The organism is Bacillus sp. Brlt_9 (assembly GCF_051948935.1).
In the GTDB taxonomy this organism is placed as follows: domain Bacteria; phylum Bacillota; class Bacilli; order Bacillales; family Bacillaceae_G; genus Bacillus_A.
The window spans coordinates 19,765-43,019 of the sequence record NZ_JAYJLO010000019.1 but is presented as its reverse complement, the minus strand read 5'-3'; the positions used below and the strand labels follow the sequence as shown (position 1 = coordinate 43,019).

At 36.9% G+C, this 23,255-nt stretch carries 27 protein-coding genes and 1 riboswitch; of the genes, 23 read left to right on the top strand and 4 right to left on the bottom strand.

The features are described from left to right. A partial coding sequence (locus VF726_RS30620; protein ID WP_440173962.1) for an LPXTG cell wall anchor domain-containing protein occupies nt 1–289 on the top strand: 289 nt, incomplete at its 5' end. A 30-nt stretch (nt 290–319) separates the two neighbouring features. Here the strand turns inward: VF726_RS30620 and VF726_RS30615 are convergent. Continuing rightward, the gene (locus tag VF726_RS30615; protein ID WP_098520846.1) at nt 320–1,078 is read right to left on the bottom strand and encodes a TrmB family transcriptional regulator; all 759 of its coding nucleotides are present in this window, start codon (nt 1,076–1,078) and stop codon (nt 320–322) included. A 186-nt stretch (nt 1,079–1,264) separates the two neighbouring features. Here VF726_RS30615 and VF726_RS30610 point away from each other — a divergent pair, with 186 nt between their 5' ends. The 4 genes from VF726_RS30610 to VF726_RS30595 all read left to right on the top strand — a co-directional run bounded on the left by VF726_RS30610 (nt 1,265) and on the right by VF726_RS30595 (nt 5,168). Beyond that, a complete protein-coding gene (locus VF726_RS30610; protein WP_440173960.1) occupies nt 1,265–3,265 on the top strand; it encodes a methyl-accepting chemotaxis protein in 2,001 nt (666 codons plus the stop codon). Nucleotides 3,266–3,342: 77 nt separating this feature from the next. Further along, entirely contained in the window at nt 3,343–3,645 is a 303-nt protein-coding gene (locus VF726_RS30605) for an MTH1187 family thiamine-binding protein (protein ID WP_001018862.1), read from the top strand. 48 nt (nt 3,646–3,693) lie between these two features. Beyond that, the gene (locus tag VF726_RS30600) at nt 3,694–3,939 is read left to right on the top strand and encodes a YusU family protein (protein ID WP_063222157.1); all 246 of its coding nucleotides are present in this window, start codon (nt 3,694–3,696) and stop codon (nt 3,937–3,939) included. 311 nt (nt 3,940–4,250) lie between these two features. Continuing rightward, complete coding sequence (locus VF726_RS30595; RefSeq protein WP_000436782.1) at nt 4,251–5,168, top strand: proline dehydrogenase family protein; 918 nt, start codon at nt 4,251–4,253, stop codon at nt 5,166–5,168. A 22-nt stretch (nt 5,169–5,190) separates the two neighbouring features. On the opposite strand, the gene VF726_RS30590 is transcribed toward VF726_RS30595, so the two are convergent. Together VF726_RS30590 and VF726_RS30585 are read right to left on the bottom strand one after the other, a co-directional pair. Continuing rightward, nucleotides 5,191–6,030, bottom strand: a complete 840-nt coding sequence (locus VF726_RS30590) for a D-alanyl-D-alanine carboxypeptidase family protein (protein ID WP_132133571.1) — start codon at nt 6,028–6,030, stop codon at nt 5,191–5,193. Between the two features lie 97 nt (nt 6,031–6,127). Further along, entirely contained in the window at nt 6,128–6,274 is a 147-nt protein-coding gene (locus VF726_RS30585) for a YuzL family protein (protein WP_001096344.1), read from the bottom strand. A 237-nt stretch (nt 6,275–6,511) separates the two neighbouring features. On the opposite strand from VF726_RS30585, the gene VF726_RS30580 reads away from it, so the two are divergent. The 11 genes from VF726_RS30580 to VF726_RS30530 all read left to right on the top strand — a co-directional run bounded on the left by VF726_RS30580 (nt 6,512) and on the right by VF726_RS30530 (nt 17,691). Beyond that, nucleotides 6,512–8,893, top strand: a complete 2,382-nt coding sequence (locus VF726_RS30580; RefSeq protein ID WP_440173957.1) for a 3-hydroxyacyl-CoA dehydrogenase NAD-binding domain-containing protein — start codon at nt 6,512–6,514, stop codon at nt 8,891–8,893. 21 nt (nt 8,894–8,914) lie between these two features. Beyond that, nucleotides 8,915–10,087 carry an acetyl-CoA C-acetyltransferase gene (locus tag VF726_RS30575; RefSeq protein WP_001206342.1) on the top strand — a complete coding sequence of 391 codons (1,173 nt, stop codon included), beginning with the start codon at nt 8,915–8,917 and terminating at the stop codon, nt 10,085–10,087. Between the two features lie 11 nt (nt 10,088–10,098). After that, nucleotides 10,099–10,332, top strand: a complete 234-nt coding sequence (locus VF726_RS30570) for a hypothetical protein (protein WP_000752426.1) — start codon at nt 10,099–10,101, stop codon at nt 10,330–10,332. Nucleotides 10,333–10,475: 143 nt separating this feature from the next. Continuing rightward, nucleotides 10,476–12,260, top strand: coding sequence for an acyl-CoA dehydrogenase family protein (locus VF726_RS30565; RefSeq protein WP_000416287.1), 1,785 nt, complete (start codon nt 10,476–10,478; stop codon nt 12,258–12,260). A gap of 138 nt (nt 12,261–12,398) precedes the next feature. Continuing rightward, complete coding sequence (locus VF726_RS30560; RefSeq protein ID WP_440173955.1) at nt 12,399–13,121, top strand: MBL fold metallo-hydrolase; 723 nt, start codon at nt 12,399–12,401, stop codon at nt 13,119–13,121. A gap of 3 nt (nt 13,122–13,124) precedes the next feature. Continuing rightward, nucleotides 13,125–13,682, top strand: a complete 558-nt coding sequence (locus VF726_RS30555; protein ID WP_440173953.1) for a TetR/AcrR family transcriptional regulator — start codon at nt 13,125–13,127, stop codon at nt 13,680–13,682. Nucleotides 13,683–14,151: 469 nt separating this feature from the next. Next, the gene (locus VF726_RS30550; protein ID WP_440173952.1) at nt 14,152–14,865 is read left to right on the top strand and encodes a lysostaphin resistance A-like protein; all 714 of its coding nucleotides are present in this window, start codon (nt 14,152–14,154) and stop codon (nt 14,863–14,865) included. A gap of 146 nt (nt 14,866–15,011) precedes the next feature. Next, a complete protein-coding gene (locus VF726_RS30545; RefSeq protein WP_001180555.1) occupies nt 15,012–15,197 on the top strand; it encodes a hypothetical protein in 186 nt (61 codons plus the stop codon). 13 nt (nt 15,198–15,210) lie between these two features. Then, on the top strand, nt 15,211–15,459 hold the full coding sequence (locus VF726_RS30540) for a spore coat protein (protein ID WP_440173951.1): 249 nt from the start codon (nt 15,211–15,213) through the stop codon (nt 15,457–15,459). 245 nt (nt 15,460–15,704) lie between these two features. Continuing rightward, nucleotides 15,705–16,655, top strand: a complete 951-nt coding sequence (locus VF726_RS30535; RefSeq protein ID WP_440173949.1) for an L-lactate dehydrogenase — start codon at nt 15,705–15,707, stop codon at nt 16,653–16,655. A 22-nt stretch (nt 16,656–16,677) separates the two neighbouring features. Continuing rightward, nucleotides 16,678–17,691: a PTS transporter subunit IIC gene (locus VF726_RS30530; RefSeq protein ID WP_000666176.1), complete on the top strand. Its 1,014-nt coding sequence runs from the start codon at nt 16,678–16,680 to the stop codon at nt 17,689–17,691. A gap of 208 nt (nt 17,692–17,899) precedes the next feature. On the opposite strand, the gene VF726_RS30525 is transcribed toward VF726_RS30530, so the two are convergent. Next, a complete protein-coding gene (locus tag VF726_RS30525; RefSeq protein ID WP_440173948.1) occupies nt 17,900–18,547 on the bottom strand; it encodes a phosphatase PAP2 family protein in 648 nt (215 codons plus the stop codon). A 143-nt stretch (nt 18,548–18,690) separates the two neighbouring features. On the opposite strand from VF726_RS30525, the gene VF726_RS30520 reads away from it, so the two are divergent. From VF726_RS30520 to VF726_RS30490, 7 genes are all read left to right on the top strand, one after another. Continuing rightward, the gene (locus VF726_RS30520) at nt 18,691–19,218 is read left to right on the top strand and encodes a hypothetical protein (protein WP_440173946.1); all 528 of its coding nucleotides are present in this window, start codon (nt 18,691–18,693) and stop codon (nt 19,216–19,218) included. A gap of 245 nt (nt 19,219–19,463) precedes the next feature. Beyond that, on the top strand, nt 19,464–19,703 hold the full coding sequence (locus tag VF726_RS30515) for a DUF3937 family protein (RefSeq protein ID WP_440173945.1): 240 nt from the start codon (nt 19,464–19,466) through the stop codon (nt 19,701–19,703). A gap of 527 nt (nt 19,704–20,230) precedes the next feature. Next, nucleotides 20,231–20,596, top strand: a complete 366-nt coding sequence (locus VF726_RS30510; RefSeq protein ID WP_000218967.1) for an arsenate reductase family protein — start codon at nt 20,231–20,233, stop codon at nt 20,594–20,596. Between the two features lie 41 nt (nt 20,597–20,637). After that, nucleotides 20,638–21,021, top strand: coding sequence for a glycine cleavage system protein GcvH (gene gcvH / locus VF726_RS30505; protein WP_000026896.1), 384 nt, complete (start codon nt 20,638–20,640; stop codon nt 21,019–21,021). A 684-nt stretch (nt 21,022–21,705) separates the two neighbouring features. Then, nucleotides 21,706–22,050, top strand: coding sequence for a toprim domain-containing protein (locus tag VF726_RS30500; protein WP_000640869.1), 345 nt, complete (start codon nt 21,706–21,708; stop codon nt 22,048–22,050). Between the two features lie 3 nt (nt 22,051–22,053). Beyond that, nucleotides 22,054–22,362 carry a thioredoxin family protein gene (locus VF726_RS30495; protein WP_002008881.1) on the top strand — a complete coding sequence of 103 codons (309 nt, stop codon included), beginning with the start codon at nt 22,054–22,056 and terminating at the stop codon, nt 22,360–22,362. A gap of 154 nt (nt 22,363–22,516) precedes the next feature. Further along, nucleotides 22,517–22,861, top strand: coding sequence for a hypothetical protein (locus tag VF726_RS30490; RefSeq protein ID WP_000781217.1), 345 nt, complete (start codon nt 22,517–22,519; stop codon nt 22,859–22,861). 125 nt (nt 22,862–22,986) lie between these two features. Then, nucleotides 22,987–23,094, top strand: a riboswitch (SAM riboswitch). The last annotated feature ends 161 nt before the right edge of the window (nt 23,095–23,255 follow it).

Below are 23,255 nucleotides of genomic sequence, written 5' to 3'. Positions count from 1 at the left end.
ATTCGCATTTGAAATAAAAGAGGATGGAGAAATTATTAAACATATTGTAAAAGATAAGAAAGAAGAAAAGGCATCGCTTCCTTCTAAGCCAAATAAGCCAACACCGAATGGAGAAGTGAAACCTTCCGCTGATGTGAAGCAGGTGCAACAACCTAATACTCATAATGAAGTGCGTTTACCAGCTACTGGCGGCGTCGGCAATGAATTTACCGCTTTATTCGTTTTAGGAATTAGTTTTATTATTGCAGGTGCTTATGTGTTAAGGATGAAAAATAGAAAAGAAATGTAGAAAAAAACGCCTTGTAATAGAGGCGTTTTTTTAGTATCTCAACTTCATCAACAAACTCTTAATTTCCTCATCTTCCATAAAGAGGTCATGGTGTTTCTGAGTAATCTTTGCAAGTGCAACGTCATGATAGAAAAATTCTGTAAAGAACTTCACGAATGGTTGTGACATTGTTTTCATTGCTTGCCATGACTCTTGTTCTACGCCAGCAAATAAAATTTCACGGTCGTCAACGATGAGCAGTAAGTATCGCTCTAGCGCGTTAGGCTCTTCCGCTGGGATTAGAAAATGCATGTTTTCTAAGTCTGTTTCTACTTTTCCAACTATAAGGGACTCGGTTTTGACGCCTTGTTTTGCCTTTTCTTCTAATAACGGAAGATATTCTAAAAGAGTATCGTTCCAAGCTGAAATACGAATCGATTCTTTTGCACTTTCGATGAGTTCTTTACTTTGAACGCGAATAGACGATTGCATTTTTAAGCTCCACACACGGTCATCTGTAAATGATTTTTTTGATATATTCGTTTCTAATTCTTTAATATTGGATTGAAATTCTGTCGTTAATTTTTCAATTGCTAGTTTGAGTGGTAATGCTGTATACAACTTTTTCTTTTCTGAAACAGAATCCATTACCATCCCTTTATCAATCAGTCGTGCTAATACTTCATATATTTTTGCTTTTGGAACACCAGAATGCTTCACAATCGTTGTGGCATCTAGCGGTTCGTTGCTTGATACGACAACTTCATAAGCTTGGCTTTCATATTGTGAGAAACCGAATTTTTGTAACATAGTTACCTCCGAACGAATGAGATTATATTTTAAGGATAATGAACTATTTGTTTTTGCACAAGTGGTAGTCAGTTTTCTAATTGTATTAAGGTGAGAATTAATTTCAATTTTTTAATTTTATCTATTATACTTAATATAATGATTAATAAGATTTTAATTCAATGCGAAGGGGATGCTTTGGGGGATATGTTAAGAAGTTTACGTTTAAAAATTGCGGTAGTATTTTCGGTGCTTATTTCTATGATGTTCGTAATATTAGGTACAGCTATGTATCAAATACAGAAAGAGAAGGAAGTGCGCTCCTTAGACCAGTATTCTCAAAATACGATGGATCTTGTGACAGAGCAGTTAACTGCATTTATGCAGCGAATTGAAGAAGATATGGGGCATTATGGAAGTCATGATGATATTCAAAATATGCTACAAGATGGAGTTACTCCAGAAGAAGAGAGCTTTATTTTAAAAGAGTTTTCAAGATTCAAAAAGAACCATCCTGATATTTTAGATGTATACATTGGAACGAAAGATAAAAAAACGTTGAGTGCAAATCTTGCTGACGGAGGAAAAGTACCAGAAGGGTATGATCCAACGAGTCGTCAGTGGTATAAAGCATCAGAATCTGATACAAAATCGATTATTTGGGGGCAACCGCAATATGAAATCGCGACAGGTAAGTTAAGTATTGGGGTTTCAAAAGCTATTGTAGGACAGGATGGTTCAGTATTAGGGGTAGTAGCAATGGATGTATCACTAGGAACAATTCAGAAGCTACTCCATAATATTCAATATAATAATGGCGGGGAAATGTTTATCGTAAATGATAAAAATATTGCCATTGTATATCCAGAGCAAGTGGGAAAAGATGTTTCCAAAGAAGCACTTGTAAAAAGTTTGAATAAAGATGAAACAAAATTTGCGGTGACGACATTAGGCGGGAAAGATGTAGTAGCCTATAGTCAACTGTTTGATAAGATGAAATGGAAAATTGGGATTGTTTATCCGAAAGAAACGATTGATGGGCTATTAAATAGTACGAGAAATACAGTCCTTATAATGGCATGTATTAGCTTATTAGTTGGAATCATAGCTTCATACTTGTTCTCAAGAAGGTTAGCAAGACCACTGCAACTATTAACGAATCACGTTCAAAAAGTAGCAGAAGGTGATTTAACGTTGCAAATGAAAGTGACAAGTAAGGATGAAGTTGGAGAGCTGACGAACCATTTTAATCATATGGTTGAGCAAATGAATGAAATGGTAAGTAAAATTAAAAATAGTGTATCAACCGTGCAACAATCAACGAATAATCTACATTATTTAACGAATGAAACTGTAGCAGCTAGTAGAGAAGTGTCAGGTGCAATGGATGACGTGAGTGGAGGAGCTTCTACGCTTGCTAATAGTGTAGATGAAGTGTCAGAGCAGCTCGAGAATATGGCGCAGTCAGTGGAACAAATGAATAACTCTGTTGGTGACATAAAAGACGTGGCTGGCAAAGCTGAAGAGGCATCTAAGCAAGGGCTAAATACGATGCGTAATTTAGTCCGTACAAGGGGTCAATCATCTTCAATTGTTGTTCACACAGAAGAAGCATCTGGAAAGTTAGAGCAAAGAGTTGGATCGATTCAAAATGTTGTAGAGCTTATAAAAGGTATTTCGGATCAAACGAATTTACTTGCTTTAAATGCTTCAATCGAGGCGGCACGTGCGGGTGAACAAGGTAAAGGCTTTGCTGTTGTTGCGGAAGAAGTTCGGAAATTAGCGGAACAATCAAAAGAAGCAACAGTAGAAATTGCGACGATGATTGGTGATGTACAAGTAGAGGTAAGAAGAGTTGTAGAAGTTGTAAGTAAATTGAAAGATATTGCGGATATACAAAATAAAGTTACGACCGAGGCAGAAACGGAATTCCGTACCATTATGTCAGTTGTAAATACGATTAATACGTCAGTGGAACAAATTGTAGCAGAGGTACATAACATCGGTCACGAGCAAGGAGAAATTACAGCGGTAATGCATACAATTGCTGGTACGAGTCAAGAAAGCGCAGCTGTTTCTGAAGAAGTAAATGCTGCAACTGAATCACAAGTGAATCATCTAGAAAAGGTAGCTCATACGATGGAAAGTTTGACGGAGCATATGAGAGACTTAGAAAGATTAGTTGAGCAGTTTAAAATAGAGGAATAACAAATTAGTAAAATGATGAGTATTTCGGTAAAATAGACAATGGATATATAAGAAGCAATTATAGGAGGAAGACTACTATGGCAATTGTTGACGTATCGATTATTCCAGTAGGAACTGGTAACCCAAGTGTTAGTGAATATGTAGCAGAAGTACAAAAGGTGTTAGAGAAAAATGCAGATCGCGTGAAATATCAATTAACACCAATGAATACAGTTATTGAAGGAGATCTTCCTGTCATTCTAGAAGTCATTCAACAAATGCATGAAGTTCCATATACGAAAGGTGCGCAGCGCGTTGCGACAACAATTCGTATCGATGATCGTCGTGATAAAGTAAGTACAATGGAGAAGAAATTAAACTCTGTTCGATCAAAATTATAAAAAAAAGCAGCGATTTTCGCTGCTTTTTTCATATAGGAGGTAGATAAGATGAGTGAAAAGTTTAACGAACAATTTGACGGGTTGTTAGAGAAATACACGGAACTATTACTTGGAGAAAGCAATGAAGAGAGAAAAGAACAGGTGCAGAAGTGGGCACTGTATTCTTACATAGCTAAGACGATGCCGGCTTTAGTAAAGCACTGGAATGAGACGTATCCAGATGCGAAAGAAGAGATGGTGAAGTTAATTACGGATATTAAAAAAATGAATGAAGAGAAGAGAAATGAGCAATAAATAGACTTGAGGTAAATATAATCTTAAGTTTTTTATATTAATATCCTTATATAATTTACATGGAATATAAAGGATTTTATAAGCATGTCGAATATTTTCGACATGCCTATTTTGTGCCTAGTAAACTCCATTTTTCTAAATGTCGAAAAATATTTCAGGCATATTTATAAGCGAGAATATGGGGTTTTAAATGTTTTTATAGTATTTTATAAATTATCTAAATAATTATTTGTATCCAATAATTTTAAACAATGATATAATTTTGAAGAGGGGTAAAAAACAGATAAATCACAGTCATAGGGGTGAATTACATGGAACAATTAATGCGAAATTCGTTTCTTTTCTTGTCAAAAAATAAAGCGCTAACAAAACTGGCTAAAAAGTACGGTTTACGCTTTGGTGCAGGTCGCTTTGTCGCAGGGGAGACAATTGAATTAGCGACAGCAGCTATTCAGGCATTAAACAAGCAAGGACTTTGTGTAACGATCGATTATTTAGGGGAATTCGTTGATAATGAAGCGGAAGCAAATGAAATGGCTAACCAATCGATTGAAGCGATCCGTGCAATCGGAAGAGAAGGTCTTGATTCGCAGCTTTCTTTAAAAATGACTTCTATGGGATTAGATATCTCTGATGAAATCGTAATGAACAATATGCGCCGTATTTTAGAAGCTGCAAAAGAAAATGGTGTGTTTGTTACTATTGATATGGAAGACTATACACGCTGCGGAAAGACAATTGATATCTTTAAACAGTTAAAATCTGAGTATGATAATATTGGTACAGTTATTCAAGCTTACCTATATCGTACAGAAAAAGATATGGAAGAATTAAATGCTTATAGCCCTAATTTACGTCTTGTAAAAGGAGCTTATAAAGAACCTGAAGAGGTAGCGTTCCCTGATAAAAAAGATGTAGATGATAACTATAAAAAAATTATTAAAATGCACTTATTAAATGGAAATTATACTGCAATTGCTTCACATGACGAAGCGATTATTGAATATACGAAAAAACTTGCCGAAGAACACAACATTCCAAGAGACCAATTTGAATTCCAGATGTTATATGGTATTCGTAATGAGCGTCAACTTGAGCTAGTAAAAGAAGGTTACAAAATGCGTGTTTATGTGCCTTATGGAAACGACTGGTATGGCTACTTCATGCGTCGTCTAGCAGAGCGTCCAGCAAACGTTGCGTTCGTATTAAAAGGTATGGTTAAAAAATAACCAAGGAGAAAATACTCCTTGGTTATTTTAATTGCTGAAATGCGTAATGTGCCATTTTCTTCGTATCAGGATACAGCTGGGTGCGAGTAGAAGATAATACAACATTAATGACGCGTTTACCGTCTTTTTCATCCACTGTTACGACCGTATATTTTCCGAGTGCTGATAGACCGCTTTTACTTCCGATTGCATATGGATCGTCATATAGTTCTTCTCGTCCATAGTTTGCGATGTTTGGAGAGCGTTCTGAAGTATGTAGAGTGGTACGTGTTGAATTCATATATTCTAAAACAACTGGGTACTTTAATGCTTCTTTCGTAATCATAGCAATGTCATATGGTGATACTTTGTTTCCGAGTGCATCAGCACCACTTGCGTTTTTAAAAGTCGCATGCTTTGTACCAAGTTCCTTCGCTCTCGCATTCATCATTTTTACAAATTCATTTTTTGACCCTGCAATATGTTCTGCGATGGATTCAGCTATTGGGTCTGCGCTAATGATAAGCATCAGTTTTAATGCCTCATCACGCTTTAATTTTTCCCCAGCACGTAGTTTAATCTTCTTACTTTGACTTTCCGTTTTAATTGCGTTCTCTGTAATCGTAATTTCTTCATCTTCTTTTACATTCTCTAGTAAAAGAAGGGTTGTCATCATTTTGGCTATACTAGCCGGATAAGAGCGTTCGTCTTCTCGTTTTCCATACAAGACTTCACCTGTGTCTGCATCAATTGTAATGGCGTATTGCCCAGTAATGCTAGGTTGATCAGCTCTTACAGCTTGTTGTCTTTGTGCGTAAGAGAAGAAAATCATCCCTGTAAATAGTGTAGCAATCATTACAATCATAACTATTGTTCGTTTCATCATCGTTCCCTCTTTTGTTTTCCATATGTACAAATAAATTGGGCAGAAAAAGCAGCCATTACCCATTATGCCACGTTTTCTGCCCAAAAATATACCGTTATTTTTCGCCCATATTATGCTTCTTATATTGCTGGTTATTACCTTGACGGCCCTTTTCCACACCGTGATTATGCGGACCTGCATTTCCAGTTACACTTGCGGCGCTAATTCCAGCTTTTGAAGGGTTCTTCTTAAGTTTTGCCATATATATTCCTCCAGTTTCGTCAGATTATAAAAAGGAAAAGTGTATTTGAGTGAAGAAAATACATACATATAGCATGAGCAAATAAAAGAAAAATATTTATTTCAGAAAATTTTATCAATAAATATATTGCGAAAATTCAAACTGTATCATATATTTATTAGTAGAGGCTCACTCATTGATTGCGACTTATGTCGAAAAATTGAATGAGCATTCATTCAAGAATAGGGGGAGAATTGGATGTTCCAAATTAAAAAGGCTGCTGTTCTAGGTTCAGGCGTAATGGGTTCGGGGATTGCGGCACACTTAGCTAATATTGGTATTCCGACATTATTGCTTGATATTGTACCACCTGCGCTAACAAAAGAAGAGGAAGCGAAGGGACTTACATTAGAACATAAAAGTGTGAGAAATCGTTTTAGTAATACGGCACTGCAAAAACTATTAAAGCAAAAACCAGCTCCTCTGACAGTGAAAGGAAATCTAGCACTGATTGAAGCAGGTAACTTAGAAGATGATCTTGAGCGTCTAGCTGATGTAGATTGGATTATTGAAGTAGTTGTTGAAAACTTAGATATTAAAAAGAAACTATTTGAAAAAGTAGATGCTGTTCGTAAACCGGGTTCTATCGTAAGCTCGAATACGTCAGGCATTTCAGTTGAAAAAATGGCAGAAGGTCGTTCAGACGACTTCCAGAAACACTTCTTAGGCACACACTTTTTTAACCCACCACGATATTTAAAACTTCTAGAGGTAATACCGACGAAAGAAACAGATCCACAAGTATTAAGCTTCATGAAACTATTTGGCGAAGACGTTCTTGGAAAAGGCGTTGTTATCGCAAAAGACACACCAAACTTTATTGGAAACCGCATCGGTACGTATGGTTTATTAGTAACTCTTCAAGAGATGATAAAACGCGGCTATAGCATTGGGGAAGTTGATTCTGTAACAGGCCCACTTATTGGTCGTCCGAAGAGCGCGACGTTCCGTACATTAGATGTTGTTGGTTTAGATACATTCGTACACGTTGCAAATAACGTATATGAAAACGTAAAAGAAGAAGAGCGTGATGTATTTAAAGTACCAGCTTTCATGCATGACATGCTTGATAAAAAATGGCTTGGAAGCAAAACAGGTCAAGGCTTCTTCTTAAAACAAGGAAAAGAAATTTTAGAATTAAATCCTGAAACGATGGAATATGAAGCTCGTAAAAAATTAAAAGCTGCATCTATCGAGTTAAGTAAACAAGAAAAAGGTTTATCGAATAAATTGAAAGCGCTTGTATATGCGAAAGACCGCGCAGGAGAGTTGTTATGGAACATCATTACACCAACTCTTTTATACTCTGCAAAACTTCATAAAGAAATTGCTGACGATATCGTTGCAATTGACCAAGCGATGAAGTGGGGCTTCGGCTGGGAGCAAGGACCATTTGAAGTTTGGGATGCAATTGGCGTTGAAAAGTCCGTTCAAAAGATGGAAGAAAACGGCGTAGTTGTTCCGACTTGGGTGAAAGAAATGGTAGAGAAAGGTTTCACTACTTTCTACAAACATGATAACGGAGATAGCTACTATTACGATAATGGCGAATATAAGCTAATTGAGCGTAATAAAAAGGCAATTTCTCTTAAACAATTAAAAGCGAAAAATGGCGTATTAAAGAAAAATAGCGGAGCGAGCTTAATCGATTTAGGCGACGGTATCCTTTGCTTAGAATTCCATTCGAAGAGCAATGCAATCGGTATGGATATTACGCAAATGATTAACTACGCTGTTGATGAAGTAGAAAAGAATTACAAAGGTCTTGTTATCGGTAACCAATCGAAGAACTTCTGCGTTGGTGCGAACTTAGCAATGATCTTAATGGAAGCGCAAGATGACAACTACTTTGAAATTGAGTTGGTTGTGAAAAACTTCCAAGATGCAATGACGAAAATTAAATACTCTTCTAAGCCAGTTGTAGCAGCACCATACGGTATGACGCTTGGCGGAGGTACAGAAGTTTGCTTACCAGCAGCGAGCATTCAAGCTTCTAGTGAAACGTATATGGGCTTAGTAGAAGTTGGTGTTGGCTTAATCCCTGGCGGAGGCGGTAATAAAGAGCTATATATTAAGCACTTAAATAAAATGCCAAACGGCGTAGAGTTTGATCTGCAAAAAGTTGCGAATAAAGTATTCGAATCTGTAGCGATGGCGAAAGTTTCTACATCAGCACAAGAAGCTGTATCGAACAACTTCTTAGGCGATAAAGACGGTATTAGTGTGAATGGTGATCACTTACTATATGATGCGAAACAAAAAGCACTTTCTTTATATGAAGCGGGTTATAAAGCGCCGATTCGCAAAAAGATACCAGTTGTTGGTGAAACAGGCTATGCAACACTTGTACTTGGTGCAGAAGCAATGCATTTATCAGGTTACATTTCTGAACATGATCTTCACATTGCGAAGAAACTTGCATATGTCATCGCGGGCGGAAAAGTGCCGTACGGAACAGAAGTTGATGAGCAGTATTTATTAGATGTAGAACGTGAAGCATTTATTAGCTTAGTAAGTGAGATGAAATCACAAGCAAGAATGCAGCACATGCTTGTAAAAGGAAAGCCATTACGTAACTAATAACGAGGGGAGATATCGTTCATGAGAGAAGCTGTCATTGTTGCGGGAGCAAGAACACCAATTGGAAAAGCAAAGAGGGGTTCATTAAAAACAGTTCGTCCTGACGATCTAGGGGCATTAGTAGTAAAGGAAACGTTAAAGCGTGCGAATTATGAAGGACCAATCGATGATTTAATTTTCGGTTGTGCGATGCCAGAAGCAGAGCAAGGTTTAAATATGGCTCGTAATATCGGCGGATTAGCAGGACTTTCTTACGATGTTCCAGCTATTACAATTAACCGTTACTGTTCTTCAGGGTTACAAAGTATCGCTTACGGAGCAGAGCGTATTATGCTTGGTCACTCGGAAGCTGTATTATCAGGCGGAGCGGAATCAATGAGTTTAGTTCCAATGATGGGACACGTTGTTCGTCCAAATAGTCGCCTTGTAGAAGCAGCTCCAGAATATTATATGGGCATGGGACATACAGCAGAGCAAGTTGCTGTGAAATATGGAATTTCTCGTGAAGAGCAAGATGCATTTGCAGTAAGAAGTCATCAACGCGCTGCAAAAGCATTAGCTGCAGGGAACTTCGCTGATGAAACAGTATCGGTAGATGTAACGTTACGTACTGTTGGATCAAACAATAAACTGCAAGAAGAAACAATCATTTTCGCGCAAGACGAAGGTGTAAGAGCAGAAACGACGCTAGACATTTTAGGTAAATTACGTCCAGCATTTAACGTTCGCGGTTCTGTAACAGCTGGTAACTCTTCACAAATGAGTGACGGTGCAGCATCTGTACTATTAATGGATCGTGAAAAAGCAGTGAGTGATGGCATGAAACCACTTGCGAAATTCCGTTCATTTGCAGTAGCTGGCGTACCACCAGAAGTAATGGGAATCGGCCCAATTGCTGCAATTCCAAAGGCGTTAAAATTAGCTGGCTTAGAGCTATCAGATATCGGTCTATTCGAACTAAATGAAGCATTCGCTTCTCAATCCATTCAAGTTATTCGTGAACTTGGATTAGATGAAGAAAAAGTAAACGTAAACGGCGGTGCAATTGCACTTGGACATCCACTTGGCTGTACAGGAGCAAAACTAACACTATCTCTTATTCACGAAATGAAACGCCGCAACGAACAATTCGGTATCGTAACAATGTGTATCGGCGGCGGAATGGGAGCTGCGGGAGTGTTTGAATTACTATAAAAAAAGTGCAGGTGGCTTGCTCAGAACAGGAGGGCGTTGGAAGCCCTGACGAAGAGGCGCTTTTTGCCTCACAGGAAGGGGTGAAACGACCGACTGTTCTAGCCACCGGAACTGGATTATATAAAAAAGTGGAAGCGGCTCGTTCAGAATGTGAGGGGGATGGAGCTTCAGACGTAGAGGCGCTCTTTGCCTCGCAGGAAGAAGCGAAGCCACCGAACATTCTAGCTGCTGGAACTGGATTATAAAAAAGTGGAAGCGGCTTGCTCAGAACGAGACGTCGCCAATGCAAAGAATGGAAGCAACAACGGTTTATAAAAAATAAAATTGAGAGCCAGCTTCTTTCAAAAAGAAAGAAGCGGCTCATGAAAATATGAAGGAGGAAATTTTCATGGAAAAAACAGTAGGAAATGCGGTTAAAGGCGGTAGCTTTTTAGTAGATGAGATTACGATTGATCAAGTGTTTACGCCAGAAGATTTTTCATCTGAGCATAAAATGATTGCAAAAACGACAGAGGACTTTATCGTAAATGAAGTTCTTCCAGAGCTTGAATATTTAGAGCAACATGAGTTTGATCGTTCTGTTCGTCTTTTAAAAGAAGCTGGGGAACTTGGTTTATTAGGCGCTGACGTACCAGAAGAGTATGGCGGAATTGGCCTTGATAAAGTAAGCTCAGCGTTAATCGCAGAGAAATTCTCTCGTGCTGGTGGCTTTGCAATTACTCACGGTGCTCACGTAGGTATCGGATCTTTACCAATCGTATTATTCGGTAACGAAGAGCAAAAGAAAAAGTATTTACCATTACTTGCAACTGGTGAAAAATTAGCTGCATACGCATTAACTGAGCCAGGTTCAGGATCTGACGCATTAGGTGCAAAAACAACTGCACGTTTAAATGCAGAAGGTACACATTACGTATTAAATGGTGAAAAACAGTGGATTACAAACTCTGCATTCGCTGATGTATTTATCGTATACGCAAAAATTGATGGAGAGCACTTCTCAGCATTTATCGTAGAGAAAGAATACGCTGGCGTATCTACAAGCCCAGAAGAAAAGAAAATGGGTATTAAATGTTCTTCAACTCGTACATTAATTTTAGAAGATGCATTAGTACCAAAAGAGAACTTACTTGGTGAAATCGGTAAAGGTCATATTATCGCATTCAACATTTTAAATATCGGTCGTTATAAATTAGGTGTTGGTACAGTTGGATCTGCGAAACGTGCAGTAGAAATTTCAGCACAATATGCAAACCAACGTCAACAGTTCAAACAACCAATTGCTCGCTTCCCATTAATTCAAGAAAAACTTGCGAATATGGCAGCGAAAACATATGCAGCTGAAAGCTCTGTATATCGTACAGTAGGTTTATTTGAAAGCCGCATGAGCACATTATCTGAAGAAGAAGTAAAAGACGGTAAAGCAGTAGCAGCTTCTATCGCTGAATATGCAATCGAGTGCTCTTTAAACAAAGTATTCGGTTCTGAAGTACTAGATTACACAGTAGATGAAGGTGTTCAAATTCACGGTGGTTACGGATTTATGGCAGAGTACGAGATTGAAAGAATGTACCGCGATTCTCGTATTAACCGTATTTTCGAAGGAACGAACGAAATTAACCGCTTAATCGTACCAGGTACGTTCTTACGTAAAGCGATGAAAGGTGAATTACCACTTCTTCAAAAAGCACAAAAATTACAAGAAGAGTTAATGATGATGATGCCAGAAGAAGTAGGCGATGAGCCATTAGCACTTCAAAAATATTTAGTAACTAACGCGAAGAAAATCGGCTTAATGGTAGCTGGATTAGCTGCTCAAAAATACGGTAAAGCATTAGATAAAGAGCAAGAAATTCTTGTGAATATCGCTGACATCGTAAGTAACCTATACGCAATGGAGTCAGCTGTTCTTCGTACAGAAAAAGCAATTAAAACGACTGGTCTTGAAAAGAATAAACAAAAAGTGTTATACACTGAAGTATTCTGCCAAGAAGCATTCAACGAAATCGAAGCAGATGCGAAAGAAACACTTATTGCAGTTGAAAACGGCGACATGCTGCGCATGATGTTATCATCATTACGTAAATTAACACGCCACACACCACTTAACGTAATTCCGAAAAAACGTGAAATCGCTGCGAAAATTTTAGAAGATGAGCGTTACACAGTTTAATAGTTGTAAAGAAAAGTAGTCGTATAAACGGCTACTTTTCTTTTTTTTGTAAAAATGAAATTTTTAGTGACATAAAACTAATGCCATTAGTATAATAAAACTAATGATATTAGTTTTCGTGAAAAGGGAGATGGAAATATGAGAATGATACATGAGCAAACAGTATATCAATTGTCATTTTTGCCAAGAGTGTTTCCTGTGAATTGTTACTTTGTGGAGGAAGAAGATGGTTTAACTTTAATTGATGCGGCTTTGCCATATAGCGCAAAAGGTATTTTACAGGCGGCTGAGAAAATAGGAAAACCAATTACTAAGATTGTATTAACACATGCGCATGATGATCATATCGGTGCATTAGACGCATTAAAGGAAGTACTTCCTAATGTTCCAGTCTATATTTCTAAGCGGGACGCAAAGCTGTTAGAAGGAGATACGACGTTACAAAAGGATGAACCGAATATACCGATAAAAGGCGGTGTACCTAAAAAAGTAAAAACGGTACCTGATGTTTTATTGGAAGATGGCGACCGAGTTGGATCGCTTCTTGCGATTATGACACCAGGACATACGCCAGGTTCCATGTCGTTTCTTGATGTACGGAATAAAGCTCTTATTGTTGGGGATGCATTTCAAACAAGAGGGGGCATGGCTGTTTCGGGACAAATGAAATTTTGGTTTCCGTTTCCGGCGATGGCAACGTGGAGCAAAGAAATATCATTACAAAGTGCAGAAAAGTTAAGCGAATATGAGCCTTCCTTACTTGCGGCAGGACATGGGAAAATGATAAAGGATCCAAGCACTGTCATAAAACTTGCTATTAAGGAGGCTAAGCGGAATATAGAAAGTAGAAAAGAGGGTTAATTGATGTCACCAAGAATCGGACTTACATTACAGAAAATTGTAGAAACAGCGGTAGAAATTGCGGATGCAAATGGAATACAAGAAGTAACGTTAGCTTCATTAGCACAAACATTAGGGGTACGTTCACCCTCGCTATACAATCATGTGAAAGGTTTACAAGATGTACGGAAAAATCTTGGTATTTATGGAATCAAACAGCTGCATAACAGACTGGAAGAAGCTGCTGAGGGTAAACGGATGGATGAAGCAATTCATGCTTTAGGAGAAGCGTATGTAGCATTCGTACGCAAACATCCTGGACTGTATGAAGCAACCTTTTTACGAGATGAAGAAGTAAGAAAAGCAGGTGACGGAATTGTAAAGCTTTGTCTTCAGGTTTTACAACAATACGGCTTAGAAGGAGAGAATGCACTTCATGCGACACGTGGATTCAGAAGTATTTGTCATGGGTTTGCGTCGATTGAACAACAAGGTGGATTTGGTCTGCCGCTAGATTTAGATACAAGTTTACATGTATTATTGGAAACGTTTATTAAAGGATTACATGTTATGCGAAAGTGAATAAGAAGTGAGGTAATCAGAAACCTTAGAAGCGATTCTAAGGTTTTTTTGTGCAGATGATTCGAAAAGAATGGTAGGCTTTTTTTGATGAAATGATATCATTTTACAGGCTTGAAAAATGTATATATCGCTAAGAAAAAGCAAACGAAACTGAATGCGATAGGATCTTGATAGGGACTAGGTTCAGAGCCTTTCTGGATTTCTGTAAGGAAGTCATGTGTTTTCATGTTCATTTCTCCTTTAATTAATAAGTTTTATATGATGCGAGGGTTATGGTGGATAGATAAGAAATTTTTGGAATTTCATCTAATAATTATTCTATAGTAATTTAATTCCAAAAACTATATAATACAAAGATTTCATGATATGTAAAATTGCATATTATTCTTTTTGAAAAAATTGTTATATTATCTATATATTTGTATTAAAGGTTTTTTGTTAAGGTAATGAAAACAAATGGAGGAATAGTATGAGAAAAACAGTATTAGACGCGTATAATGCAGAAAGAGAAGTAGATAACATAACATATAAAAATCTAGTTGTAACGATTGCAAGCATTCTAGGGTTCTCACTCTTAGGGGGATTATTCCTTGCTTTAGCCCTTGGAATTTTTGGAGAAGAGGTATTACGTGCTAATTTAGAGGGATATTATTTACTTCTATTTGATGCAGCGGTTGTTACTATTGTTTTATTTGCTTATAAACCAGTGCTTCATTTTATTAAGAACATATGGGATGTATCTGTTTTAAAAAATGGGAAAACCTACTTGTATTTATTAATAGGTTTTATCATCATTGCATTAACTCAGTATGTAATGTTAGAGTTGTTTAGCTTTGAAAGTGCAGAGCAGCAGCGAGATCAATTAGGAAGCTTAGGACTTCAAAATAGTCTACAAAGTATTATATATGTGTTAAGTGTTGCTATAATTACACCAATTAAAGAAGAAATTTTATATAGAGGTATTTTGTATCGATTTTTTGAAAAGAAATATAGTTTTCTAGTTGGTATCATTATTTCTTCCTTCATCTTTGGGATTCTTCATGGTGGTTTTCCGGTTACGGCAATGATTATGGGGATTGTATTTGCTATGTTATACAAAAAGACGCAATCTATTATACCTAGTATTATTTTACACATCATATGGAACTTACTTGTGAGTATAAGTGTGATTGTGTCTCTATAAAAATAAATACATAACCAGTATAAAAGATGAATGGCTTAGCTATTCATCTTTTATTTTGTATGCACGTGAAAAAGTTAATTCATGTATACAATCAAAAAAGAGCTAAATACTAACAGTGAACGAATAAAGAAAGGTAGGAGTATCCTATGCAAAACTTAACAGAGCTTGAAGTAGAAAACTTACGTCATTTGATCGGTGGACACGCAACAATTATTAACAAGTTGGAGCAGTATGCACAGACGTGTACAGATCCACAACTGAAACAAATGTTACAAAAGGATGCGCAAGATGCACGAAATACGAAGCAACAATTAATGACTTTCCTAGGATAGGAGGAAGCGGAACATGAATGAAAAAGATATGGTAAATGATTATTTAGCAGGATTAAATGCAAGTTTAACGAGTTATGCAAATTATATTTCTCAGTCTGATAATGAACAATTACATCAAACGTTAATCCAAATTCGTAATCAAGATGAGATGCGCCAACGTAATATGTATGAGTACGCAAAGCAAAAAAATTATTATAAACCAGCTGCACCCGCGAATCCAATGATTGTCCAGCAATTAAAAGGTCAATTAAGTGCAGAATAATGGGATGAAAAAACGGGCGAATGAAGTCGCTCGTTTTTTTCTTTTGTGTATGTCAATAAATATATAATAAATATTTTTCCAGTTGTAACAAATATGACGAAAATTGAATATAACAATTCACAAAAAGGACAAAAACTTTGTTCAATAATTCACAAACTATCCATGGTTTCTATCGTGAGAACCTCTATAATGAAGAGTGTAAAGAACAAAAAAATAGATTACATGATCAATTAGGAGAGATTGCTATGAAACGAAATACAAGAAAAATTGCAATTATCGGTACTGGATTAGTTGGATCAAGTTGTGCATATTCCATTGTCAATCAAGGCATTTGCGAAGAGCTATTATTAATTGATATAAATCATGAACGTGCAGTTGGGGAAGCAATGGATTTATCACACTGCATTAACTTTACAAATACAAGAACAAAAGTATATGCAGGAAGTTATGAAGACTGCAAAGATATGGACATTGTTATTATTACAGCAGGACCAGCGCCAAAACCAGGGCAAAGTCGCTTAGATACTTTAGGAGCAAGCGCAAAGATTATGGAAAGTGTTGTTGGCGGCGTAATGGAAAGTGGATTTGATGGTATTTTCTTACTTGCATCGAACCCAGTTGATATTATTACATATCAAGTTTGGAAATTATCTGGATTACCTAGAAATCGTGTAATCGGTACTGGTACATCACTAGATTCTTCTCGCTTACGAACAATTTTATCTGAAATGTTACATGTAGATCCTCGCAGTATTCACGGGTATTCATTAGGGGAACATGGTGATTCTCAAATGGTTGCTTGGTCACACGTAACTGTTGGTGGAAAACCAATTCTGCAAATTTTAGAAGAACAAAAAGAACGATTTGGTGAAATAGATTTAGATGAAATTGTTGAGAAGACTGCAAAAGCTGGATGGGAAATTTATAAACGAAAAGGTACTACTTATTACGGAATCGGAAATTCTCTAGCATATATTGCGAGTTCAATCTTTAACGATGATCACCGTGTCATTGCTGTATCGGCCATTTTAGATGGGGAGTACGGTGAATATGATATTTGTACAGGAGTACCAGCTATTATTACTAGAGATGGTATGAAAGAAGTTGTAGAACTAAACTTAACAGAGGATGAAGAATCTCGATTCGCAAAATCAAACGATATTTTACGTGATTATATGAAAACAATTGGTTACTAACTTATAGGAGAAGGTGAAACAAATGAAGGAATATATAATGTCTCGTGTATTTAAAGCGTCAGCTGGAATCGCGCAAGGTATTTTCGTATCCCTTGGAATTGGTTTACTAATCGAAAATATAGGAAGAATTGTTGATATTCCGTTGCTTATTACAATCGGAGTTGTTGCAAAATCACTTATGGCACCAGCCATTGGTGCCGGAATTGCTTTTATGCTCGGTGCAAATGGTCTTGTAATCTTCTCGGCTATGGTAGCTGGAGCGATTGGTGCTGGATCCATTTCAATTACTGAAGCAGGTCTAATTATTAAAACAGGTGAGCCAATTGGTGCATTATTAACAGCGACTTTAGCTGTATATATTGGTAAACGTTTAAGTGGAAAAACTGCGTTAGATATGATGCTCGTTCCATTTGCAGCAATATTAGGTTCTGGTTTAGTCGGTATTTGGTTATCTCATAATATTACTCCTGTGTTAAATACAGTTGGAGCATTTATTAAAGATAGCTCAGCTGGTAGTCCGTTCATCGCTTCTATCGTCATTGCAGTCGTTTGGGGATTATTACTTATCTCTCCAGCTTCATCAGCTGCGTTAGCAATCGCACTTAGCTTAGACGGTGTTGCAGGTGGTGCTGCTCTTGCAGGCTGCGTAGCTCAGTTTATCGGATTCTCTGTTATCTCAGCGAAAGAAAACAATTTAGGCGGCATATTAGCTCAAGCACTTTGTACTCCGAAAGTACAGTTGCCAAATATCACTAAAAATCCAATGATTCTCGTCCCAACTGTCGTCGCGAGTGCTATAGTTGGTCCAGTATCCGCATTAATTTTCCAACTGGAAGCAGGAAAAGAAATTGCAGGTCTTGGATTAAGTTCTCTTATCGCACCAATTAATTTAATTTCTAGCGAAGGATGGGAAGTTGTCCCAGCGATGGTAATCACTTATATCATCATTCCGGTAGCTGTTTCTTATATACTTTACATTGCTCTTAAAAAAGCAGGTCGTATTCACTCTGGTGATATGACTGTACCGCAATCTTAAATTGAAAATCTCCTTTTATCCCGCATTTAACGGGCAGTAAGACCCCCACCTCAAAATTCAGCGAAAGCAAAGAAGTTAGGTGGGGGATCAACTGCCCGTAAAAGCCCGATTGGTTCAACTAATAATCAGTGGGGGATGAACAAAACCCACACTGATTAAAGTTTCACTTTATATAGAGAAAAGCAGACTGGAAGCCACAGTCTGCTTTTTACATTTTATGATTTTGTTTTACTGGAACACGTACTGTTTCTTTTGCTAATAACAGCTGAACGCCGAAGTAAAGTATACTTGCAAGCGTCATTCCAGAAATGGCATCTACAAATGCGTGTTGCTTCGTAAATAGTGTTGATAAAATAATGAGCGTACCGAAGAACATAAGGATGTAATATTCAAAAGCATGTTGTTCTCTACGTTTAAAGGCAGCTAACATAATGATAAATGTAGTAAGAACGTGAATGCTAGGGAAACAGTTTACCGGTTGATCGATACTATAAATATAGCGGACTAGTTCGGAAAATACGTCAGATCCAACGACTGTTGGACGTGGTACAGTTGTCTGCCAAAAATAATAAATAGAAAAACAAGCAAGTTTTCCAAGAATGATACTACTTAAAGTGACATAATATTGTTTTCGATCCGCAAAGCAGTAATAAATAAGTGCGCCGTATAAGTAAGGAAACCAAAGTAAATAAGGAATAATAAATGCTTTTACAAATGGAATCCAATCATCTACTACAGTTGTGACATCTACTGCGTGTACAGTAGATTTATTTAATACATCGTAAAGGGGACTTACGAGTACGAGTAGAAGTATATAACTTAACGGAAGAAAAGATGAAAGTTTAAATTTCTTCATGATAATCTCCTATGTTTAGTAATGTAAGTAAATTCAATTGATTATAATATAGAAACGTAATTTGGGCTATCGATTTTACTTACATTTTCTTGAATTAACCTTACGTTTTTGTCACTTGACTGAAAAGAAGGGGAGGGTGCTATATGAAGCGTTTATCGTATTTCTTATTTTTTATATTGATATGCCTAGTCGGTGCTGGGTGTGCAAAGGATAAAGAAGGAGAGAAATTAGAATATAACGGAAGAGCACTCGTAATTGGAGTTGTTGGAGAAAAACCGAAAGATACGTTTAGGAATATAAAGTTTGAGGAAATGAAGTTAGAGGAACTGGAAAAGAAATCTAAGGAAGTAGATGGTTTTCTAATAATGAAAGATCACTTTCAAGAAGCCTCAACAGAGCAGTATAAAAATGTATTTTCATCGCTAAAGAAACCAGTGTTTTTTATCGGTTTGCAAGATAAATCATATTCGATTTTTATTACAAAAGGGATAGAGTATAACAGCGCCCGAAAAGATGTAAATGCTATGTATACGCAAGGCTTTGCAAATATCGGAAGTGGGGAAGGACAACAATGGGCAGTTGGTTTATCGAATGGTGGAAATACTGAAGAAAGTATTCACAATATGTATATCGTCGTATTTCAAATAATTGCAGATTATTTGAGTCGATGATGAAGAAGGGTCCTGTAAACGAAGCTTCTCCTTTATTTCGCATGCAGGAATCGGGTACATAGTGGGTTCAACCGATGCCATTGTTTATGAGGTAACTAGTCGAAATTATGGAATACTGTAAATACAATATGCAAATATGCATATTGTATTTATTTGGATATTACGTGTGTTAAAATTAAATATAAGGATTTTTGTATATAAAGAACTGAAATCAGAAATATCCAGTGAATTTTGAGAGGTGTTACATGTTTACAAACAAGAAATTAATTCGTTTTGGTCTAACATTACTTGTATGTTTATTTGTAATTGATTTTACAATCGGTTATTTTCAAGCATATCTTGAATCAGCAGGTATTAAATGGGTAATATCAGAAACTTGGAGAACTATTTTGTTAGATGCCCCTGAAAGTATATTGGTTATTTTAGGTGCAATTACTTTATATGATTTTACAAAAGAAACATCGCCAAAAGACGCATCCATTTAAATGCGTCTTTTTTCTTTGCAGTAATTTCTTCAAAATCATGGAACACTCTCATTATTACGGCCAAAATCGTTAGTTCCTTTTATCTGTACATCTTTGTCATGTAAAGTGTTTTCAGGTTTTGTGACTATAGGGTGAAATGGTTAAATAAACGTTTGTTTAAGATGTATGTTCGGTAGGAAGAAAGCGATGTAGATCAAGGGTTAACAAAGAAAAATGAGGAGTTAATCAAACGTTTGTTTAAGATATACGTTCGGTAGGAAGAAGTCGATGCAGATCAAGAGTTAACAAAGAAAAATAGGAGTTAATCAAACGTTTGTTTAAGATATATGTTCGGCGAGTGATAAGAGAAGAATCTAAAAAAATTATATATTTATTTTTTCTTAACAAATGGCGGAAAAATAAGAAAAATTAGCAGGATTATTAAAAATAATCACGAAATAAGTAAAAGTTTAGCGAATAATCGTTTGAAATAATAAAACGTTTTCTATATGATAAAGGTAAAGGTTAGTAAAAAAGTAGGTGAATTTATGACAGTAACATTTTATTCATATCCAAAGTGTGGCACATGTCAAAAAGCAAAGAAATGGTTTGAGGCAAATGATGTAGCATATGAGATGATTCATATTGTTGAAAATCCACCATCAAAAGAAGATTTACGTAATTTACATGAAAAAAGTGAATTACCATTAAAAAAATTCTTTAATACAAGTGGAATGCGTTATCGTGAACTTGGTCTGAAAGATAAGTTAAAAGATGCAAGTGAAGACGAAATGTACGAGCTTTTAGCATCTGATGGCATGTTGATTAAACGTCCAATTGTAACAGATGGAACGAAGGTAACACTTGGTTTTAACGAAGAGCAGTTTGAAAGTGTGTGGAAAAAGTACCAATAAGGTATTTTTACATAATTAATACATTCACTGGAGGTACAGTCATGAGCATTCCAAATAATTTACGTTACTCTGAAGAACACGAATGGGTAAAAACTGAAGGTAATGAAGTTGTTATCGGTATTACTCACTTTGCACAAGGTGAGTTAGGCGATATCGTATTCGTTGAACTTCCAGAAGTAGGTGCAACAATCGAAGCTGACGAGCCATTCGGAAGCGTAGAATCTGTTAAAACAGTTTCTGAGTTATACGCACCTGTAAGTGGTAAAGTTGTAGCAGTAAACGAAGAATTAAGTGACCAACCAGAACTTGTTAACGAATCTCCATACGAGGGTGCATGGATGGTTAAAGTTGAACTTTCTGATGCAAGCCAAGTTGAGAAGTTATTAACTGCTGAAAAATATGCAGAAATGACAAACCAAGACTAATTATAGTCGACTAAAGGACAGCCTTTGTGCTGTCCTTTTTTATTTTGTGAAAAATAATGAACGTAGAATCATATACTAATTATCGTGTAGGAGAACGTTTTTTATTGTCTAGCTCCAGCGGCTAGATTGTTCGGTGGCTTCGCTTCTTCCTACAAGGCAAAAAGCGCCTTTACGTCAGAAGCTCCATCCCCCTCACAATCTGAACGAGCCGCTTGCGCTTTTCATTGTCCAGCTCCACCTCCTAGCCCTTCATGTCTAAGAACCTTCCGCACGAGAAGACAAAAAGCGTCTTCTGTGCGAAAGAACCTTAGCCAACAGGGCTAAGCAGTCGGTTCCGCTTTTCTTTATGATCCAGCTCCAGCGGCTAGATTGTTCGGTGGCTTCACTTCTTCCTGCAAGGCAAAAATCGCCTTTGCGTCAGAAGCTCCATCCCCCTCACAATCTAAACGAGCCGCTTGCGCTTTTCATTATGATCCAGCTCCAGCGGCTAGAACAGTCGGTCATTTCACTCCTTCACTTGAGGCAAAAGGCGCCTCTAGTTCAGGAGTTCCAATGCCCTCCTGTTCTAAACGAGCCGCTTGCGCTTTTCTTTTGCAAAAATAAACAGGAAACAACATGAAAATAACGAATATACTATATACTAAGTTAAAGGTTGTATAGTATATGGTGATCGGGTGATGACATATGATTTATGTGGAAAAAGTCATTATTGTAGAAGGTACATCAGATAGAAGAAAGATTGAATCTATTATTCGGGAACCGGTGGAAATTGTTTGTACAAATGGTACAATTGGTTTGTCGAAAATGGATGAGCTCGTTGATCAGTTTTTTGATAAGGAAGTGTATGTGCTAGTGGATGCTGATGATGCTGGAGAAAAGTTAAGGAAACAATTTCGCAAAGAATTCCCGCAAGCAGAGCATATTTATATTGATCGCTCGTACCGAGAAGTGGCAACTGCGCCATCTTCACACTTAGCAAATGTATTATGGGGAGCTGACATTGACGTTTATACAGAATATTTACGGTAAGGAATGATAGAAGTGATTGACTGGACAGGAGCCGAAGCAACAGCCCTAATAGAGAACGAAGAAAAAACAGTGTTATATGTATATACTCCAATGTGTGGAACATGCCAATTAGCAAAAAAGATGTTAACTGTCGTTGAGATGACAATTGAAGATTTGAAAATTGGAATGTTAGATTTAAATTATGCTCCGCATTTAGCGAAAGAGTATGGAATCGAAAGTGTACCGTGTTTACTTGTTTTTGAAAATGGGACACTCATGAAGAAGATATATGCATTTCATTCGGTTGAATATTTATATACGGAATTAAAGTAGGCGGCAAAGTTTTTGCCGCCTCGACATATTTCTCGGGAAATATGTCGAGAGGCAGGGTGGTTACAGTATTTGTCGAGCGAAAATAACAGGATTGCTCTTTAGTGAGAGGGAATGGTATGTGTAATAGAAAGTGATATGAAGGATGTGATTTAGGGTGAAATTATATTCTTTGCTGCAATCATTTGTAAATTATGCTAATGGTCAATATCATTTAGAGCCGCTTTTAAGACAAGGAGAAAAAACTGTTAATTTCCGCTTTGGAGATGAGAGTTGTTCGTTACAAATTTCAAGAGATTATATAGAGTTGCTACATGAGGAAAGAGGCACGGAGCAAATCGTTTGTGTAGATGAAGAAGATGTAAAACAATTGGTGAACGGAAATGTACGATTGCAAATGTTAATGAACGATGGGCGTGTACAATATTCGGGAACGTATCGAACGATGCTGTTAGTTGAATCGATGTTTCATATATGTAAACCGATGTCAGTAGGCGCTTAAAATTCTGAAGTTTCATTTTTTGCGAAAATTTCTGTTGACATGGTGTGTGGATGTTGATACAATTCAATTCATAAAATATAGACAATTTCATAAATTACAAATCAGACGAAAATGTAATCTGATTTCTCTTATCAAGAGAGGTGGAGGGACTGTGCCCTGTGAAGCCCGGCAACCGTCAACTTATGTTGAAATGGTGCCAATTCCTGCAAAGCAAATGCTTTGAGAGATGAGAGAGAGGGATAATGTTGTTATATACGCACATAAACCTTTCTGCTTCTCTAGAGCAGAAAGGTTTTTTTATTGTTTGAATGTGGAGGACATTCAAATAATAAAAGTAGTGATAACGGTGGACTACACGCATTAAACATAAAAAATTGCGGAGTCGATCCAAACA

Excerpts from the sequence above, each read along its gene's own strand:
- VF726_RS30615 (WP_098520846.1), bottom strand. The coding sequence starts at position 1,078 with ATGTTACAAAAATTCGGTTTCTCACAATATGAAAGCCAAGCTTATGAA.
- VF726_RS30610 (WP_440173960.1), top strand. The coding sequence starts at position 1,265 with ATGTTAAGAAGTTTACGTTTAAAAATTGCGGTAGTATTTTCGGTGCTT.
- VF726_RS30605 (WP_001018862.1), top strand. The coding sequence starts at position 3,343 with ATGGCAATTGTTGACGTATCGATTATTCCAGTAGGAACTGGTAACCCA.
- VF726_RS30600 (WP_063222157.1), top strand. The coding sequence starts at position 3,694 with ATGAGTGAAAAGTTTAACGAACAATTTGACGGGTTGTTAGAGAAATAC.
- VF726_RS30595 (WP_000436782.1), top strand. The coding sequence starts at position 4,251 with ATGGAACAATTAATGCGAAATTCGTTTCTTTTCTTGTCAAAAAATAAA.
- VF726_RS30590 (WP_132133571.1), bottom strand. The coding sequence starts at position 6,030 with ATGAAACGAACAATAGTTATGATTGTAATGATTGCTACACTATTTACA.
- VF726_RS30585 (WP_001096344.1), bottom strand. The coding sequence starts at position 6,274 with ATGGCAAAACTTAAGAAGAACCCTTCAAAAGCTGGAATTAGCGCCGCA.
- VF726_RS30580 (WP_440173957.1), top strand. The coding sequence starts at position 6,512 with ATGTTCCAAATTAAAAAGGCTGCTGTTCTAGGTTCAGGCGTAATGGGT.
- VF726_RS30575 (WP_001206342.1), top strand. The coding sequence starts at position 8,915 with ATGAGAGAAGCTGTCATTGTTGCGGGAGCAAGAACACCAATTGGAAAA.
- VF726_RS30565 (WP_000416287.1), top strand. The coding sequence starts at position 10,476 with ATGGAAAAAACAGTAGGAAATGCGGTTAAAGGCGGTAGCTTTTTAGTA.
- VF726_RS30560 (WP_440173955.1), top strand. The coding sequence starts at position 12,399 with ATGAGAATGATACATGAGCAAACAGTATATCAATTGTCATTTTTGCCA.
- VF726_RS30555 (WP_440173953.1), top strand. The coding sequence starts at position 13,125 with ATGTCACCAAGAATCGGACTTACATTACAGAAAATTGTAGAAACAGCG.
- VF726_RS30550 (WP_440173952.1), top strand. The coding sequence starts at position 14,152 with ATGAGAAAAACAGTATTAGACGCGTATAATGCAGAAAGAGAAGTAGAT.
- VF726_RS30545 (WP_001180555.1), top strand. The coding sequence starts at position 15,012 with ATGCAAAACTTAACAGAGCTTGAAGTAGAAAACTTACGTCATTTGATC.
- VF726_RS30540 (WP_440173951.1), top strand. The coding sequence starts at position 15,211 with ATGAATGAAAAAGATATGGTAAATGATTATTTAGCAGGATTAAATGCA.
- VF726_RS30535 (WP_440173949.1), top strand. The coding sequence starts at position 15,705 with ATGAAACGAAATACAAGAAAAATTGCAATTATCGGTACTGGATTAGTT.
- VF726_RS30530 (WP_000666176.1), top strand. The coding sequence starts at position 16,678 with ATGAAGGAATATATAATGTCTCGTGTATTTAAAGCGTCAGCTGGAATC.
- VF726_RS30525 (WP_440173948.1), bottom strand. The coding sequence starts at position 18,547 with ATGAAGAAATTTAAACTTTCATCTTTTCTTCCGTTAAGTTATATACTT.
- VF726_RS30520 (WP_440173946.1), top strand. The coding sequence starts at position 18,691 with ATGAAGCGTTTATCGTATTTCTTATTTTTTATATTGATATGCCTAGTC.
- VF726_RS30515 (WP_440173945.1), top strand. The coding sequence starts at position 19,464 with ATGTTTACAAACAAGAAATTAATTCGTTTTGGTCTAACATTACTTGTA.
- VF726_RS30510 (WP_000218967.1), top strand. The coding sequence starts at position 20,231 with ATGACAGTAACATTTTATTCATATCCAAAGTGTGGCACATGTCAAAAA.
- gcvH (WP_000026896.1), top strand. The coding sequence starts at position 20,638 with ATGAGCATTCCAAATAATTTACGTTACTCTGAAGAACACGAATGGGTA.
- VF726_RS30500 (WP_000640869.1), top strand. The coding sequence starts at position 21,706 with ATGATTTATGTGGAAAAAGTCATTATTGTAGAAGGTACATCAGATAGA.
- VF726_RS30495 (WP_002008881.1), top strand. The coding sequence starts at position 22,054 with ATGATAGAAGTGATTGACTGGACAGGAGCCGAAGCAACAGCCCTAATA.